The sequence below is a fragment of the Saccharopolyspora endophytica genome (assembly GCF_018070075.1).
GTDB classification, from domain to species: Bacteria; Actinomycetota; Actinomycetes; order Mycobacteriales; family Pseudonocardiaceae; genus Saccharopolyspora; species Saccharopolyspora endophytica.
In genome coordinates this window covers 277,804-292,903 of sequence record NZ_JAGPXE010000006.1, presented here as the reverse complement: position 1 = coordinate 292,903, position 15,100 = coordinate 277,804, and the positions used below count along the sequence as shown (strand labels likewise).

Here is a 15,100-nt window from a genome sequence, read left to right as displayed (position 1 = left end):
GTGACGCGAGTCAACCGAAGGTGGGGGTGCGGCCGACCGCATCAGCCCGTCACGGGGCGCGGTCGATTCAGGTGAACTCGACGTCGTCGCGGCCGGGCCCGACGGTGATGCGCCGACGAAAGAGCGTGTCAGGCGGGGTAGTTAGTGTGCAGGGAGCAGCGCGGTCAGCTCGCGGGCCGCGTCCTGGAGCACCGGCACGAAGCGGATGAGGTCATCGAGAGAGCTCCGGTATGCCGGAGCCACGAGCGCCAACGCGGCGGTGATGTCGCCGTTCGGCCGGAAGATCGGGACCGCGGTAGCCAGGATGCCGGTCTCGTGTTCTTCGTCGGTCGTGCCGTAGCCCTTGGCACGCACGCGGTCGATCTCTGCTCTGAACTCCGGGCGATCGACGATCGTTCGAGGGGTCAATCTCGGCAACGAAAGTTCCGTAAGCAGTCGCTCACGCTCGACGTCCGACTGGAAAGCGACGAGGACTTTACCCATCGCCGTGCAGTGCAGGGGGCCACGGGCGCCTGGCTGGCCGGTGATCTGCATGCGTTGTGAGCCGAGCACCGAGTGGATGAACACCTGCTCGTGCCCGTCGAGCACGGACATCAGCGTCTGCTCGGACGTTTCGCGGGTGATCTTCTCCATGACCGGTAGCGCGACGCCGGCGAAACCCCGCGCGCGCGAAACCCGCTGTCCGAGTTCGAACACTCGCAACCCGAGCGAGTAGCGGCGACTGACCTCATCGTACTCGACGTAGCCGTGCCGGATCAGGGAGAGAAGGAGTCTGTGGGTGGTGGTCAACGGGTAGCCGGTCGCGCGCGACAACCGGGCCAGCTGCTCCCCGTGAGGATAATCGCCAAGCAGGCTAAGCAAGGTCAACGCCTTGCCGGCCATGTCCGCCGCGGGCTTGTTCCGCTGGTTCTTACCCCGGGTTTCCTCGCGCTCGCCTCCTACCACTCCTCTAACGTAGAGGGTCAGACCGGCCTGCGGGTCAGCGGGTCAACGCCGCCGTGGTCCTGCTCGCCGCAAGTGCACCCTTCGCGATGCGCTGCCGGGCAGGCGTGGAACCCGCGTGCCACGCCGATGAGCCCTCCACAGGCGGTCGATGACTGCTCGTGCTGTTCGCCTGATGGTGGGCGGCGGCGCGCGCCTTCAATCCCCAGCACCCGACAGCCTGCCGTGCCCGGCGGTATGGGCGCCCGGGACTTTCGGCATCAATCACGGCAGGTCAGTGACCTTCAGCCCTGCAGGGACCGGCGCCTGGCGACCGACGCTGGTTCCAGCCTGACCCGCGGACGGACAAGGGCACCAACCGGCTGCTCGGCAGAGCCCGCCAGTCCCAGTTCGCAGTGACGATGACCCGGCCTCCTCGATCCACTCCGCCGGCGCGGGCTATGTTCTCGCCAGCTCGGTGCCCGGGGTGGGGTCGATGACCTGCCCGCGCGCCGGGCCTGGCCGCTGGGTCTGCGGAGCGGAATGCGGCCGGGCGGCCCTCGAGGGCACGTTCGAGGTCGGCGATCGCGGCGCCCATCGCGGGCGGTTGCTCACTCATGTCCGCCTGCGTGCGCGGAGTGGAGGTGGCCGGTGCGCAGAAGGCAGACTTCACACGGCACGCCGACCATCCCGCACTGTTCGAGCTGAGCAGGCGTGGATTCGTTCCCGCACAACGCGACCACCCTTGGCCCGGGTTGGCCTGCTTCCCAGAGATGGATAACTCGCTGAGTAGGGGTTCCTGTGCGGCGGCAAGCAAGGATCACTGTCACGTGGGGACCTCTCGGCCTGCACGCAGGCCTTCCTCGCGGGAGGCGTCACATGCGGGCACCACGACCCAATCGAGGTCCATAGCTTTCTTGAGGTGCGTAGTGCTGAGCGTCGCGGCTTGGGTGCTGTGCTCCGCAGCTACCGAGCCGACAAGAAGTGAGTGCGAATGTGGCCACCTGATCCGCGTGGTCGGCGAAGTGGGGATCACTGGTGGGTGTCGGCGTCGTATTCTTCGATCTCGCATCCGTCGAGGTTGCCCTGGCGGAAGATCTCGAGAGCAGCATCTGAGACGACCAGGCGCCCTCGTGGAGTGAGCCCCAGGTCGTCTTGGCCTGCTGTTCCGGTGACGAAAAGCCAGCGGAACTCGGGGAACTCGGTCAGGCCGTGGCGTTCGAGGCGTTCGTGGGCGTCTTCGCCGTAGGTGATCTCGGCTCCGCGAATCTCGAAGGATCCGAGTCCGGAACCGGCCAGGGCGGCGGCCATCTTCTCGGTCACGAGGAAGCACGGGTGGGCGGTGATCAGGTCGTCGCCGAACCAGTTGTCGATCTCGTAGTAGAGGGCCCCCTCCACACGGGGCGGGCGGACCGAGGTGTCCAGGACGGTTTCGTCCGCCAGGGCGCCCGGAACGTCGGGCCGCAACCGATAGAACATGATCACCTACCGTACGGGTGGGTTGAACTGGTGACCGAACCTGTTATCAATCTCGGTCGCCTTGTCCAACAGGTCTTGCTTACTCGGGTTCGGGTTGTCGATGTAGAACTCGTCCCACTCCGACCGGATCTTGCGCAGGTGCACATCACCGTTGATCTCTTTCGGGATCCCCCGGAGGTTATCAAGGGAATGCATCTCATTCGGGGAGATGTCCAGCTCCGGGTACTGCTTCTTCATCGCCTGCTGCTCGACGGCGTGGTGAACCCACACCTTGCCCTTGAGGTCGGGGTTGGCGTCGAAGAAGTTCGCCCGGTACGCGTCTCGACCGATCCGGTCGGACCAGCCGAACCGGGCCTTCTCCCCGATCCCGAGGGCTTCGCCGATCTTCGTGCCCGCCTTGCCGAGCTTGGTGCCCCCAGCAGCCCAGCCGGCGAACGGGACCGCAGCCGCCGCGGTCAGTGCCGCTTCCGTGCCTCTCCCTTGCAGGGCATAGACCCCGGCGTGAGCGAGGTCGACGGCATCGCCGATGACCGGGATGAAGCCGGCGGCGTCGGTGGCAGCGTGCGCGAGGGTCTCGGCGGTAGACTCCTCGTCCTCCGTCGGCACCGCCTCAGCCATCTCGTTGAGGGCCTTCGCCGACTCCCCGGCTACCGCCTCCAGCTGTCGGCGGGCACGCTCAAGCAGCTCACGGGCCGCCTGCCGGTACTCCTCCCCCGGGTCCTGAAACACCGGCGGCAACGCACCCGACTCCCCGCCACCGGAGTTGTAGGCCGCCACCGCCTTGTCGTGGGATTGCTGCGCCTGCTGCGATAGCTGCTGGCCGCGACGGTAGAGCTCGACGGCTTGGTTGGCTTGCATCTGGGCCCAGCCCAGGCAGTTCGCGTAGCTCTCAACGGCCTGGGCGCCGTAGGCCATCGCGTCGCCGAGTTTGAGCCATCGCGGCCACTGGTTCGCGTTGTCTTCGGCATAGGCCTCATACGCAGGGCCTGTCCACGCACCGGTGTCGATGCGTTTGAGGGCTTCGGCGTCGGCGATCACATCGGTCGCGCGATCCCGCAGGACCTGCGCATACCGGTACAGGGCCACCACCTTGCCGGGCACGAGTTCCTCGCCACGCTCGGTTTCACCCAGTTCCTGACGGTCAACCATCCACGCGCCCTAAAACTGCTCGTCCATCACGGCAGCAGCCGGATCGCCACCGAGCTGTTGCATCGCGGCGTGATCGGCCTCCCGGTAGGTCCGGGCGGCCTCGGACAGGCCTTCACCGGTCTCCTCGGCTTTGTCGACCAGATAGTCGATGCTCTGGCTCATCGTTTCGCAGAACGACACCAACGCCTCACACATCACGTCGCTGCCGATCGCCTGCGCATCGCCGTCACACAGCTCCGCGAGCTCAGATGCGTTCTGATCAGCCGCGATCTCCCCCATCGCCCTCGCCGCGGTCTCCAAGACCTCGACATCAACGTGAAACCCCGCCCCATCCAACAGCCACGCCCCCATACACCACACGACCCAAGCCTCATGATCTTCAACAAGACCGCGCAGGACCATAGCTCTGGCCTTCAGCCAGTACGGCGGTGTTGACCACACGTCGCACGAATAGAGCAGGCAGATGTCTCGCCCTTGACGTTGAGCGTTGCGATCTTCAGGACCCAGCTCGGCGACACGTCGGTGGCCGGGACCCTTCATCGTCGTTCAAGTAGCGTCCGCACCTGCTTTTCGGCACGGGAGACCGTAGAGATGAGGGCGTCGTTTTGACTTGCAGTAAGGGCCCGTCGTCCGATCCCTGATGCTGCGAGTACGCCGGTGAGTTCGTGTTTTTCGTCGCTGGTGAGGTGGGCGTACACTGCCTGGTTCTGCAACGCATCGCGTGCGGCATAGGCGTCGAAGAGCGCAGTGGCAAGGACTACCCGGCGCAACCGTGTGATTGTCATGGTGGCGCGTTCACCGATCAGCGCGAGCGTGGAAGCGTACCACGCGGCCAACATCCGCACCACGCTGTATGCCATGGGGCAGGAGACCCTGGCTCTGATCGAGGGCGCGAACAAGATCTCCGCGGCCCGGGGACAGTTGGACAACGGCAAGGACGAAGACATCGAGGTCGACGGCAAGGCCAACATCGTCCCGGCTAATGGCAACGGCATCGCGTTCGGCCGCACACCCGGTGAGGTCCTCAACATCGTCTACCTCACCCCCGGCGCTGCCACCAAGGGCGGGTTCTTCCCCAGCGGTGTCAACGGTGAACTCAACTCCGCTGGTGGCGCGGACACCGGCGGTGGCGGCACAGCCGACGAGGGCTCCAACGGGGCGGTGATCGGTGCCGGGGCCGGACTGTTGGCCGCTGGTGCCGGTGCCGCGGCCTACGCGGCTCACCAGCGGTCGGCCGGTGACGAGGAAACAACTCCTCAGCAGCAATGAGCCCTCGCGTGACCAGATCAGTTGGCCGCGGTGGGCGCCGGTGCCTTATGGCCTCAGCGCTCGCCACGGTCTTGGGCGTGGGCGGACTGGCCACGATCACCGCAGGGCTGACCGTCGAGTCCGCCCCACCAGCGACCCCGGCTACGAGCACCGCCGGAGTCGCTGCACCGGCGACTAACATCCAACGCGAGGACACGGACCCGGCGCCGGTGATGGCGCCCTCGGATCCGGTTTCCCTTCGTATCCCGACGATCAACGTCGAATCCCCTCTGGCGTCCCTGGGCCTCAACCGGTGCGGACGCGCCGGCCGGCGACGGTGAACAGACGCAGGCGAAGTCGTTTGGGCCCGGAGACTTGGGCCCAGCAGGTGCAAGCGACGCGTTGGGTCCCGGCGATGAGATCGGCCGCCAGCGCGCAGATTTCCAGCCAGATCTGGTTTTGGGCGCGTTGTGGAAGGGCAGGTTGCGGAGCCCGGTGTCTTTGGCGGCCCGGATGCGGTCCTCGGCGCGGGCATGGCGGCGGTGTCGCAATTCGAGGTCAGGGAGTTGCCCGACCGCAGTGTTGGTGAGGAACCCGGTGATGCGTAGACCGTCGGTGTCGGTGAAACGCAGCTGGGCGCCGGGACGGGGGCGTTCCTTGCGCAGGATCAGCCGGGTGCCCTCGGGCCACGCTGGCAGGTCGACCATGCCGGTGATCTCGGTGACCCAGGCCCCGTCGCGGGGTTTGCCGTCGGCGTTGTAGGCGGGGTCCAGGCGTGTTTCGGTACCAACGGCAGCATGGCAGGGATGTCGATCTAGTGCAGATAGGCGCCGAGGGAGAACTGCATGCCCAGTTCGTGGATGCGCGCGGCGAAGCCGTGGGGCGCTCCGGCGGCGTCTGTGCGCACCAGGATCGCCCGCCTGCCGTGCTCGTCGATGGTTCTGTCGGATTCAGGTAATCGCGTAAGCGCGTCAAGCACGGTGATGTGATCAGCGGTGGTATTCGAGCCCGCGTTACCCCGCCGCAGCAAACCGGCGACCGGCTCCCCGGTGCCGCCATCACCATGGTCCACATAGGCCAGCAGGTGGTGAAACCCGAAGCCCTTCTTCCAGGTCTTGGCTGCCCATTCCTTCTCCGAATGGGCGGTGACCTGGGTGGCGTCCAGATCCAGCACCACCAGCCCCGCCTGCCGCGGAGTACCCGCCTGGCCCCACACCCGCGCCCGTGCGGCGGCGCGGGTACCGCGGATCGCACCCAGCGCCCGATCGGCATCGTCGGCCAGTCTGTCGATCAGCCGCGACACGGTCGGATTCGAGGCCACCACCCCGAAGGCCTCGGGCTGAGCGCGCACCACGGCGATGTCGGCCGCGCGGTCCGCGCCCAGCGCGACCGCGATCGCCAGATCGGCCACGATCTTGGCCGGATCATGCACCGCACTCGGCGGTCGCCATGGCCCCAACGCCGTCAACAGCACCCGCTCCAGGCCGCACGCCCGGGCTCTCTGCGCCAACAGAACGCCTCTCGCGGGGCGCCTTCCTGCTCAGGTCAACTGTTGTCGTCGCAAACACCAGTTTCCCTTACAGGACAGGCACTCCCGCCCATATCAAGCCACGTGTCACCTCAAACCACGTGAAAGCGTCAGGCTAACCCGGTAGCTTGTTCGCGAGTACGTCGAGTTGCTCGATCGACGGTGGTTTGGCGAACAGTTCGTCGGCTCGCTCGGAGAGCGCCTGACCGATCGGGCCGGACAGATGGGTCTTCCGGCCGGCATCGTCGGGAAAGGCATCGAAGATGCCGAACGTCGATTCGCTCAGCCTGATCGCGAACCACGCCACGGTCGCGGGTTCGCCTTCTGCCAACGGCAGCGCGTCCCGCAGGAACTTCTCCACCTCGGCTTCCTTACCCGGCTTGGCTTCCACCGTCACGAGCAACCCAACGTTGACCATTGGTCACACCTCTTTCACTGGCGGATAGGACAGGCCGAAGGCGTTCTAAGCCATGGCCGGTTTGAGGACGACCTTGGTCCAGCCGTCTTCGCGCTTGTCGAACTGGTCGTAGGCCTCTTCCGCGCGTTGCAGGGGCAGGTCGTGCGAGACGATCCAGGACGGCTTCGCGCGGCCTTCGTGGATGAGGTCGCGCAGATAGCGGTTGTAGTGCTTGACATTGGCCTGGCCCGTGCCGACCTTCTGACCCTTGAACCAGAAGTTGCCCATGTCGAAGGCGATCTGGCCATTGCGCTGCAATTCATCCTGGGAACCGGCGTCGGCTGGCAGGAAGATGCCGACGACGCCGATGCCGCCGGTGAAGCGCACGGAGCCCACCAGGTTGTTCATGGTCATGTTGGAGTGCTCGATGCCTTGCGGATCGTGAGCCTGGTAGCCGACGCATTCGCAGCCGCGGTCGGCGCCCTTGCCGTTGGTCTGGTCCAAGATCTGCTGGACGGGATCGCCCTTCGAATCATCGACCGGGATGACCCCGACCTGCTCGGCCAGCCGCAGCCGGTCCGGATGGCGGTCGACGATCATGACCTTCTTGGCGCCCTGGATCATCGCGGAGTAAGCGGCCATGAGCCCGACCGGTCCGGCGCCGTAGACGACGCACGACTCCCCTGGGCGCAGCCCGGCCAGTCGGGTGGCGTGCCAGCCGGTGGGGAAGATGTCGGCGACCATGACGTAGTCGTCCTCCTTCTCCTGGGCGTCCTCTGGCAGGCGCAGGCAGTTGAAGTCCCCGAACGGGACTCGCAGGTACTCCGCCTGGCCACCGTCGAACGGGCCCATGCCGGCGAAGCCGAAGGCGGCACCGGCCATGTTCGGATCCGGATGAACGGTCAGGCAGAACGCGGTCAGACCGTCCTCGCAGTTGCGGCAGAACCCGCAGCCGATGTTGAACGGCAGGCACACCCGGTCGCCGACCTTGATGCGCTCGACGCCACTGCCGACCTCGGCGACCTGACCGAGGTTCTCGTGGCCGAGGACGCGGCCGGCTTCCAGGTCGGTGCGGCCTTCGTACATGTGCAGATCCGAACCGCATATGTTAGTCGAGGTGACGCGAACGAGCACGTCGGTGGGGCGTTCGATCTTCGCGTCGGGTACTTCCTTGACCGCCACCTGACGCGGACCTTCGTAGACAAGCCCTTTCATGATTTCCCTCCGTGGTAAGCATCCGAAACGGACGTGCACCGTCCCGGCGTTGCTGTGGCCGTGAGCCCTGACCCGCTCCATCGGGACAAACGGCTGTTCTGGGAGTCCCCTGACACCGGAAGGAGGAAACGTTCGGGCCCGATCTGGATCGCCACGTGACCATCAGGAACGGGCCGATGGCCTCACCGCCACGCGTCGCCACCGCAGAGGCCGAACTCGGATGAATCCGGCTACACACGAAGCCAAGATCATGATCAGGAACCGGTGCCGTCCGCGCGGTAGGCACGGACGCGGGCGCGTCGTGTCAGAGGATTTCCAGCGGTGTGGCCCGGTTCGGGGCTGGGAACTGCGCGTCGAGCTCGGCGAGATCGTCCGCCGACAACCGGATCTCCAGCGCCGCGTGGTTCTGCTCGAGGCGCTGCAGGGCGCTACGGCTCAGGAGCGGCAACCGGCGTACTCCCGGCTGTTCGATGCCGTGGCCGAGGAGGCCTACCCGAACGTGACGCTGTGCCATCTGACCACGCCGTTCGCGATGAACGGCAAGGTCCGGGGCGTGGAGATCTACGCCGACGCCTCGCGCCAGTTCCGGGGCGCAGGGATCGAGCCCCAGCGGTAATACGGATCGTCTGGAGGAGTTCGTGCTCGGATTACTCGTACGGCGGCTGCTGGTGAGCATTCCGCTGCTGCTGGTGGTCAGTTTCCTGGTGTTCGGTCTCATCGTGCTCGTGCCGGGGGACCCCGCCGTGGCGCTGGCCGGTCAGAATCCCGACCCCGCCCAGGTCGAGGCGGTGCGAGAGCGGCTGGGGCTCAACGATCCGTTCCTGGTGCAGTACTGGAACTGGTTGAGCTCGGTGCTGCACGGTGATCTCGGCACGTCGCTGTTCACCAGCCAGACGGTGTGGACGGCGATCCTCTCCCGGCTGCCCGCCACGTTGTCGCTCGCCTTCCTGGCGCTGGGCCTGGCGATCGTCCTCGGCGTTGTCGTCGGTTCGATCGCCGGGCTGCGCCCCGGAACCTGGCTCGACCGGTTAGCGACCGTGGGGGCCAGCGTCGGTGTCGCGGTCCCGTACTTCTGGGTCGGGATGATCCTGGTTCTGCTGTTCGCGCTGCAGAACCCGCTGCTCCCGGCGGTCGGGTACGTCCCGCTCGCCGAGGATCCCCTCGCCTGGTTGCAGCACCTGATTCTCCCGGCCACGGCGCTGGCACTGGCCCCGGCCGCGGTGATCGCCCGGCAGACCAGGGCATCGCTGTCGACGGTGATGAGCGAGGACTACGTCCGCACCGCCACGGCCAAGGGGCTGAGCCCGGTCCGGGTGGTCGGGAAGCATGCGCTGAAGAACGCCGCGCTACCTGTGGTGACGGTCTTCGGCATCGAGGCGAATCGGCTCATCGGCGGCACCGTCGTGATCGAGCAGCTGTTCGCCTTCCCCGGCATCGGCCAGCTCGCCTACCAGGGCGTGTTCAGCCGTGACTTCCCGGTCGTGCAAGGCGTCGTGCTCGTGGCGGCCGTGATGGTGCTGCTGATCAACATCCTGGTCGACGTCTCGTACGGCTACTTCAACCCGAGGATCCGGCAGTCTTGACTATCCGCCGAATGGACATCCGATGAAAACGACCACGAACAGCGGTATTTCGTCCGCGGAGTCCCCGTTGGTGACCGCCCCCGGCTGGCGGCGCTTCGCGCGCAGGTTCCGCACCAACCGACTCGCCTTCACCGCGCTCATCGTGCTGGTCGTACTGGCCGTCGCCTCGGCGGCGGCGCCGCTGCTCGCCCCGTACGAGCCCGACGCGATCGACGTGCTCAACAGGTTGTCCGGCTCGACGCCCGAGCACTGGCTCGGCACGGACGGGCTGGGCCGCGACACCTTCAGCCGCCTGCTGCTCGCCGGCCGGATCTCCCTGTTCGCCGCCTTGCTGGCGGTGGTCGTCGCGGCGGCCATCGGAGTGCCGTTCGGGTTGCTCGCCGGCTACAGCGGTGGCTGGATCGACTGGCTCTTGGGGCGGGCCGCCGACGTGCTCATGACCTTCCCCGCGATCATCCTGGCGATCGCGATCATCGCGGCCACCGGGCCGGGGCTGATCAACGCGATGATCGCGCTGGGCATCGTCTACTCGCCGCGCCTGTTCCGGGTGGTGCGCAGCGCCACGCTGGCCGTGCGGGCGGAGACCTACGTCGAGGCGTCGGTGAGCATCGGCACGCCCGTGCACAGCATCATCACCCGGCGCGTACTGCCCAACATCCTCTCGCCGCTGCTGGTGCAGATCTCGCTGATGCTCGCGGCAGCGCTGCTCGCCGAGGCCGCACTCTCCTTGCTCGGCCTAGGCGTCGTACCGCCCACGCCCAGCTGGGGCAACCTGCTGGGCCGAGGCTTCGTCGAGATCCGCAGCACTCCGCTGCTCGTCGTGTGGCCCGGGCTCGCGATCGCGATCGCGACCCTGTGCTTCAACCTCATCGGCGACGGGCTGCAGGACTCTCTCGGTCGTGAGACCAGGAAGGGGGACTGATCATGAACCACTCCCCGAACCCGGCCGCCGTCGAACCGCAGGCAGCAGACCCACCTGCCACGCCACTGCTGCACGTCGACGGGCTCTGCGTCGACTTCGCGACCGAGCACGGCTGGGCCAACGTGGTGCGGGGCGTGACGTTCAGCGTCGACGAACACGAGATCGTCGGCATCGTCGGCGAATCGGGTTCCGGCAAGACCGTGACCGGGCTGTCGGTGCTCGGCCTGGTGCCTAACCCGCCGGGCAGGCGTTCCGGCGGGTCCATCCGCTTCGCAGGTCGCGAGCTCACCGAGCTGCCCGAGCGGGAGCTGCGCTCCATCCGGGGCAACGAGATCTCGATGATCTTCCAGGAGCCGATGACCAGCCTCAACCCCGCGTTCACGGTCGGCGACCAGATCGCGGAGACGGTGCGCCACCACCGTGGCGCCGGACGCAAGGCCGCCACCGCCCGCGCGGCCGAGATGCTGGACATGGTCGGAATCCCGAACGCTGCGCAGCGGGTGCACGCCTACCCGCACGAGTTCTCCGGTGGGATGCGGCAGCGCGCGATGATCGCGATGGCGCTCGCGTGCGAACCGAAGATGCTCATCGCGGACGAGCCCACGACGGCACTGGACGTGACGATCCAGGCGCAGATCCTCGAGCTGCTGCTGTCATTGCGGGAGCAGGTCGGGATGGCCGTCCTGCTCGTGACGCACGATCTCGGCGTCGTCGCCGAGATCTGCGACCGGGTCGTGGTGATGTACGCGGGCCAGGTGGTCGAGAGCGCGGCCGCCGGCCCGCTCTTCGAGCGGCCGCACATGCCCTACACCGAGGATCTGCTGTCCGCGATGCCGCAGCTCGGCGCCCGGGAGAAGCGGCTCGCCTCGATCCCGGGGAGGACACCGGAGCCGTGGAACTTGCCGCAGGGCTGCCGGTTCCACCCCCGTTGCCAGTACACGAAACCGGAATGCACCGCGGACGAGGTGGCTTTGCGCGCCGTGGCGGACGGCCGGAAGAGCCGCTGCGTGCGCACCGACGAACTCGAGCTGCGAGGAGCGCGATCATGAATACCCCGATGCTGCAGGCCGAGGGTCTGCGGGTAACGTTCCCCGGCTCGCGTCGCGGCGTCGGCCGTGGCAAGCGCAGCGTCACCGCCGTCGACGACGTCTCCCTGCACATCGAGCGGGGCGAAACCCTGGGGCTGGTCGGCGAGTCCGGGTCGGGCAAGTCGACGACCGGTCGCGCGGTGCTGAAGCTCGTTGCGCTCGAGACGGGCGCGGTCCAGATCGACGGCCAGGACCTCACCCACTCTCGGGGAGCGCAGCTGCGTCGACTGCGGCGGCAGTCGCAGATGGTGTTCCAGGACCCCTACTCGTCGCTCGATCCCTCGACCACGGTCGGGGCGAGCATCGCCGAGCCGCTGCGGGTGCACGAGTCGATGTCGAAGCAACAGCGGCGAGACCGGGTGGTGGAGCTGCTCGACCTGGTCGGTCTGCGTCCCAGCCACGCGGACCGCTACCCGTACGAGTTCTCCGGCGGGCAGCGCCAGCGGGTGGCGATCGCCCGCGCGCTCGCGCTGAACCCGCGGCTGATCGTGTGCGACGAGGCTGTCTCGGCGCTCGACGTTTCCACCCAGAACCAGGTGATCAACCTGTTGGAGGACCTGCGGGAGCGGTTCGAGCTGTCCTACCTGTTCATCGCGCACGACCTCGCGGTGGTCCGGCACATCTCGCACCGGGTCGCGGTGATGTACCTGGGCAGGATCGTGGAGACGGGGCCGGTCGAGCGCATCTACGAGCAGCCCGCCCACCCCTACACGCAGGCGCTGTTGTCGGCGATTCCGGCGCCCGACCCGAAATTGCGAGGCACCAAGCGCATCTTCCTCTCCGGCGACATCCCCGATCCCTCAGCGCCGCCGCCGGGGTGCCCGTTCCACACCCGCTGCGCCCACGCGATGGACATCTGCTCACGCGAGAGGCCGGCCATGACGCCGATCGAGGGCGGAGGCGAGGCCGCCTGCCATCTTCAGACCAGTGGCCCCAGGCTCGCCGGCCAGCCGCTTTCGGCGACGAAAGTGCCGTCATGACAACGACCCCAGGCCTCCCCGACCGCACCTCGGGGGACCGCGACGCACACCAGGGACGGGAAACGACGAAACGCCGCGCGACCACCACCGAAAACCCCGGAGAGGCGGAACAGCCAGGGCCGTTCGACGGCATAGCCGTGGTGGAGTTCGGACAGTTCGTCGTCGTGCCGTTCTGCGCGCAGCTGCTGGCCGATGCCGGCGCGCGGGTGATCAAGGTGGAACCGCCGAAGGGCGACGCTTACCGCTCCGGGACTGCTCCGCTCGCATCGGGAGAGACGCGGCAGTTCCTCATCAAGAACCGGGGCAAGCAGAGCATCGGCATCGACCTGGCCCATCCCCAGGCGCCGGACGTCGTGCACCGGCTCATCGAGATGGCCGACGTCGTGCTGGTCAACCTCAGCCCCGCGGCGGTCCGCCGCCGTGGTCTCGACTACGACAGCGTCGCGGCGCGCAACCCGCGTGCCGTGTACGGAGCCGTCAGCGCGTTCGGCCACACCGGACCGGAAGCCGGGCTGCCCGGCATGGACGTGGTCGTGCAGGCACGGTCCGGGCTGATGCGCTCGTTGGGCGCGGAGGAGGACGGCCTGCCGCACCACAGCGAGGTGCAGGCTGCTGACTACGCCACTGCGATGCTGCTCTTCGGCGGTATCGCCTCGGCGCTGTTCGCCCGCGAACGCACCGGCAAAGGCCAGCAGGTCGAGGCATCGCTGCTCGGCGGGGCGTTGGCGCTGCAGAACAACTCGCTGGCCCACGTCCACGGCGCGGACGACTGGCGCCACGAGTTCGTCGCGGAGCACCTGCCGCGGCTGCGCAGGGACGGGGCGAAGCGCGCCGAGATCGAGGGCGTCCGGCGCGCGATGCGCCCCGACCCGCCCCTGCACACCGCGCACTACCGCACGTTCCGCACCGCGGACGGGGTGATCGCGATCGGGGCGGGCAGCCCGCAAACCCGCCGCCGCCTCGCCACGGCCGCCGGGCTCGACGAGGAGCTCCTCGAAACCGACGCCGAGGCGTTCCGGACGCAGCTCGCCGTGTTGATCGCCACCCGGACCAGCGCCGACTGGGTGGCGGACCTGCTTGCGCGGGATGTGCCTGTCGCCGAGGTTCGCCACCTCGACGAGATGCTCTTCGACCCGCACGTGGAGGCAGAGGGTCTCGTCGCCGACTACGAGCACGAGACGATCGGCCGCTACCGCGGGCTCGGCGCAACGTTTCGAATGAGCGAGACCCCGGTCGTCACCCGAGCCGCATCACCGCCGTTCGCCAGCCACACCACCGAACTGCTCGCCGAGCTGGGTTTCGACGCCGCGGCCGTAGGCGCACTGATCGACGGTGGCGCGGTTGTTGCCAGGACCGCCCCGTCCGAGCCCGCCAGGAGGACGTGACATGGAGTTCGTTCCGACCGCGCTCACCCGCGCCGAGGAGGAGCTGCGGGCCGAGGTCCGCGAGTTCCTCGCCGCAGAGCTGCCGCCCGACCACCGGCCGGGGCTGGGCATGGCAGCCGGCCACGACCCGGAGTTCTCCCTCAAGCTCGCCCAGCGGGGCTGGGTGGGCATGGCGATCCCACCGGAGTACGGGGGTCACGGGAGATCCGCCGTCGACCGGTTCGTCGTCATAGAAGAGCTGCTCGCCGCAGGAGCCCCGTTCGGCGCGCACTTCGTGGCGGACCGGCAGACCGGGCCCACGCTGCTGCGCTTCGGCACCGAGGAGCAGCGGCAGCGATTCCTGCCGAAGATCTGCGCCGGGGAGTGCTGGTTCTCCCTCGGTATGAGTGAGCCCGAGTCCGGTTCGGACCTCGCTTCGGTGCGCACGACGGCCACGAAGACCGAGGGCGGCTGGTTCGTCAACGGCACCAAGATCTGGACCAGCGGGGCCCACCACAACCACTACTTCGCGGTGCTGCTGCGCACCTCAGCGGACACCGGGGACCGGCACGCCGGGCTGAGCCAGCTCATCGTCGACCTGAGTGCGCCCGGGGTGAAGATCTCCCCCATCCCGTTCCTGGACGGGACGCACCACTTCAACGAGGTCCTGCTGGACGGTGTGTTCGTCCCGGACGACATGGTGCTCGGCGAGGTCGGGTCCGGGTGGAATCAGGTCACCTCCGAACTGGCCTACGAGCGGTCCGGTCCCGACCGCTACATGAGCCCGTTCACCCCGTTCCGGGAGTACGTCCGCGAACGGCTGCGCGCCGCCGGCGAGCTCAGCCCGGCCGATGCCGAGCTGGTCGGCCGGCTGACCGCGCGCTACTGGACGATCCGGCAGATGTCGCTGTCAGTGGCGCGCTCGATCGACCGCGGTGGTGCCCCCGCGATCGAGTCCGCGCTGGTGAAGGACATCGGGACGACGTTTGAGCAGGAGGTCATCGAGGTGTTGCGGAAAGCGGCCGACACCGAACTCGATCCGCAGCGGGGTTCGCTGTTCGAGCAGTTGCTCTCCCAGGCGATCCTCACCGGGCCGTCGTTCACCCTCCGAGGCGGCACGACCGAAGTGCTCCGATCCGTCGCGGCGAAAGGACTTCGATCATGACGCCTGCATCCCGGCGAAACCGCACATCAGGGGAACATGACGTAAAACGGCCACCGGAAAG

Annotated in this window: 15 protein-coding genes and 1 pseudogene; 8 read left to right on the top strand and 8 right to left on the bottom strand. The window is 67.8% G+C overall.

What is annotated here, in order from left to right; all coding sequences use genetic code 11:
- Window positions 1–141 precede the first annotated feature (141 nt).
- The 5 genes from KBO27_RS16770 to KBO27_RS16750 form a co-directional block, all read right to left on the bottom strand.
- Complete coding sequence (locus tag KBO27_RS16770) at window positions 142–945, bottom strand: IclR family transcriptional regulator (protein WP_307870449.1); 804 nt, start codon at window positions 943–945, stop codon at window positions 142–144.
- A 1,008-nt stretch (window positions 946–1,953) separates the two neighbouring features.
- On the bottom strand, window positions 1,954–2,400 hold the full coding sequence (locus KBO27_RS16765) for a hypothetical protein (protein ID WP_210970925.1): 447 nt from the start codon (window positions 2,398–2,400) through the stop codon (window positions 1,954–1,956).
- A gap of 6 nt (window positions 2,401–2,406) precedes the next feature.
- A complete protein-coding gene (locus KBO27_RS16760; RefSeq protein WP_210970924.1) occupies window positions 2,407–3,549 on the bottom strand; it encodes a putative T7SS-secreted protein in 1,143 nt (380 codons plus the stop codon).
- A gap of 9 nt (window positions 3,550–3,558) precedes the next feature.
- Window positions 3,559–4,089 carry a hypothetical protein gene (locus KBO27_RS16755; RefSeq protein ID WP_210970923.1) on the bottom strand — a complete coding sequence of 177 codons (531 nt, stop codon included), beginning with the start codon at window positions 4,087–4,089 and terminating at the stop codon, window positions 3,559–3,561.
- A complete protein-coding gene (locus tag KBO27_RS16750; protein ID WP_210970922.1) occupies window positions 4,086–4,409 on the bottom strand; it encodes a hypothetical protein in 324 nt (107 codons plus the stop codon). The genes KBO27_RS16755 and KBO27_RS16750 overlap by 4 nt, the downstream gene beginning before the upstream one ends.
- Between KBO27_RS16750 and KBO27_RS16745 the strand changes: the two genes are divergently transcribed.
- Window positions 4,408–4,818 carry a hypothetical protein gene (locus tag KBO27_RS16745; RefSeq protein WP_210970921.1) on the top strand — a complete coding sequence of 137 codons (411 nt, stop codon included), beginning with the start codon at window positions 4,408–4,410 and terminating at the stop codon, window positions 4,816–4,818. The two genes, KBO27_RS16750 and KBO27_RS16745, sit on opposite strands and share 2 nt — an antisense overlap.
- Before the next feature lie 294 nt (window positions 4,819–5,112).
- Here KBO27_RS16745 and KBO27_RS33705 read toward each other — a convergent pair.
- The 3 genes and pseudogenes from KBO27_RS33705 to KBO27_RS16725 all read right to left on the bottom strand — a co-directional run.
- A pseudogene (locus tag KBO27_RS33705) lies at window positions 5,113–6,313 on the bottom strand (IS1380 family transposase); the annotation flags it as partial.
- Window positions 6,314–6,440: 127 nt separating this feature from the next.
- Window positions 6,441–6,743, bottom strand: coding sequence for a putative quinol monooxygenase (locus KBO27_RS16730; RefSeq protein WP_210970919.1), 303 nt, complete (start codon window positions 6,741–6,743; stop codon window positions 6,441–6,443).
- A gap of 45 nt (window positions 6,744–6,788) precedes the next feature.
- A complete protein-coding gene (locus KBO27_RS16725) occupies window positions 6,789–7,937 on the bottom strand; it encodes a glutathione-independent formaldehyde dehydrogenase (protein ID WP_210970918.1) in 1,149 nt (382 codons plus the stop codon).
- A gap of 301 nt (window positions 7,938–8,238) precedes the next feature.
- Between KBO27_RS16725 and KBO27_RS16720 the strand changes: the two genes are divergently transcribed.
- Genes KBO27_RS16720 through KBO27_RS16690 form a run of 7 tightly spaced genes read left to right on the top strand, consistent with a single transcriptional unit; the run spans window position 8,239 to window position 15,039 of the window.
- Window positions 8,239–8,553: a hypothetical protein gene (locus tag KBO27_RS16720; RefSeq protein WP_210970917.1), complete on the top strand. Its 315-nt coding sequence runs from the start codon at window positions 8,239–8,241 to the stop codon at window positions 8,551–8,553.
- Between the two features lie 22 nt (window positions 8,554–8,575).
- Entirely contained in the window at window positions 8,576–9,520 is a 945-nt protein-coding gene (locus KBO27_RS16715) for an ABC transporter permease (protein ID WP_210970916.1), read from the top strand.
- Window positions 9,521–9,542: 22 nt separating this feature from the next.
- Window positions 9,543–10,442: an ABC transporter permease gene (locus tag KBO27_RS16710; RefSeq protein ID WP_210970915.1), complete on the top strand. Its 900-nt coding sequence runs from the start codon at window positions 9,543–9,545 to the stop codon at window positions 10,440–10,442.
- Between the two features lie 2 nt (window positions 10,443–10,444).
- Complete coding sequence (locus tag KBO27_RS16705; protein ID WP_210970914.1) at window positions 10,445–11,491, top strand: ABC transporter ATP-binding protein; 1,047 nt, start codon at window positions 10,445–10,447, stop codon at window positions 11,489–11,491.
- Window positions 11,488–12,510 (top strand): ABC transporter ATP-binding protein, encoded by a 1,023-nt coding sequence (locus tag KBO27_RS16700; RefSeq protein ID WP_210970913.1) that lies wholly within the window; start codon window positions 11,488–11,490, stop codon window positions 12,508–12,510. The genes KBO27_RS16705 and KBO27_RS16700 overlap by 4 nt, the downstream gene beginning before the upstream one ends.
- Window positions 12,507–13,895: a CaiB/BaiF CoA transferase family protein gene (locus KBO27_RS16695; protein ID WP_210970912.1), complete on the top strand. Its 1,389-nt coding sequence runs from the start codon at window positions 12,507–12,509 to the stop codon at window positions 13,893–13,895. Before KBO27_RS16700 ends, KBO27_RS16695 begins: the two co-directional genes overlap by 4 nt.
- Window position 13,896: 1 nt before the next feature.
- Window positions 13,897–15,039, top strand: a complete 1,143-nt coding sequence (locus tag KBO27_RS16690) for an acyl-CoA dehydrogenase family protein (protein ID WP_210970911.1) — start codon at window positions 13,897–13,899, stop codon at window positions 15,037–15,039.
- Window positions 15,040–15,100 lie beyond the last annotated feature (61 nt).

Bases quoted from the DNA above. Each gene is read 5' to 3' on its own strand.
- KBO27_RS16765 (WP_210970925.1), bottom strand. From the start codon at position 2,400: ATGTTCTATCGGTTGCGGCCCGACGTTCCGGGCGCCCTGGCGGACGAA.
- KBO27_RS16760 (WP_210970924.1), bottom strand. From the start codon at position 3,549: ATGGTTGACCGTCAGGAACTGGGTGAAACCGAGCGTGGCGAGGAACTC.
- KBO27_RS16755 (WP_210970923.1), bottom strand. From the start codon at position 4,089: ATGAAGGGTCCCGGCCACCGACGTGTCGCCGAGCTGGGTCCTGAAGAT.
- KBO27_RS16745 (WP_210970921.1), top strand. From the start codon at position 4,408: ATGGGGCAGGAGACCCTGGCTCTGATCGAGGGCGCGAACAAGATCTCC.
- KBO27_RS16750 (WP_210970922.1), bottom strand. From the start codon at position 4,409: ATGGCATACAGCGTGGTGCGGATGTTGGCCGCGTGGTACGCTTCCACG.
- KBO27_RS16730 (WP_210970919.1), bottom strand. From the start codon at position 6,743: ATGGTCAACGTTGGGTTGCTCGTGACGGTGGAAGCCAAGCCGGGTAAG.
- KBO27_RS16725 (WP_210970918.1), bottom strand. From the start codon at position 7,937: ATGAAAGGGCTTGTCTACGAAGGTCCGCGTCAGGTGGCGGTCAAGGAA.
- KBO27_RS16710 (WP_210970915.1), top strand. From the start codon at position 9,543: ATGAAAACGACCACGAACAGCGGTATTTCGTCCGCGGAGTCCCCGTTG.
- KBO27_RS16705 (WP_210970914.1), top strand. From the start codon at position 10,445: ATGAACCACTCCCCGAACCCGGCCGCCGTCGAACCGCAGGCAGCAGAC.
- KBO27_RS16700 (WP_210970913.1), top strand. From the start codon at position 11,488: ATGAATACCCCGATGCTGCAGGCCGAGGGTCTGCGGGTAACGTTCCCC.
- KBO27_RS16695 (WP_210970912.1), top strand. From the start codon at position 12,507: ATGACAACGACCCCAGGCCTCCCCGACCGCACCTCGGGGGACCGCGAC.
- KBO27_RS16690 (WP_210970911.1), top strand. From the start codon at position 13,897: ATGGAGTTCGTTCCGACCGCGCTCACCCGCGCCGAGGAGGAGCTGCGG.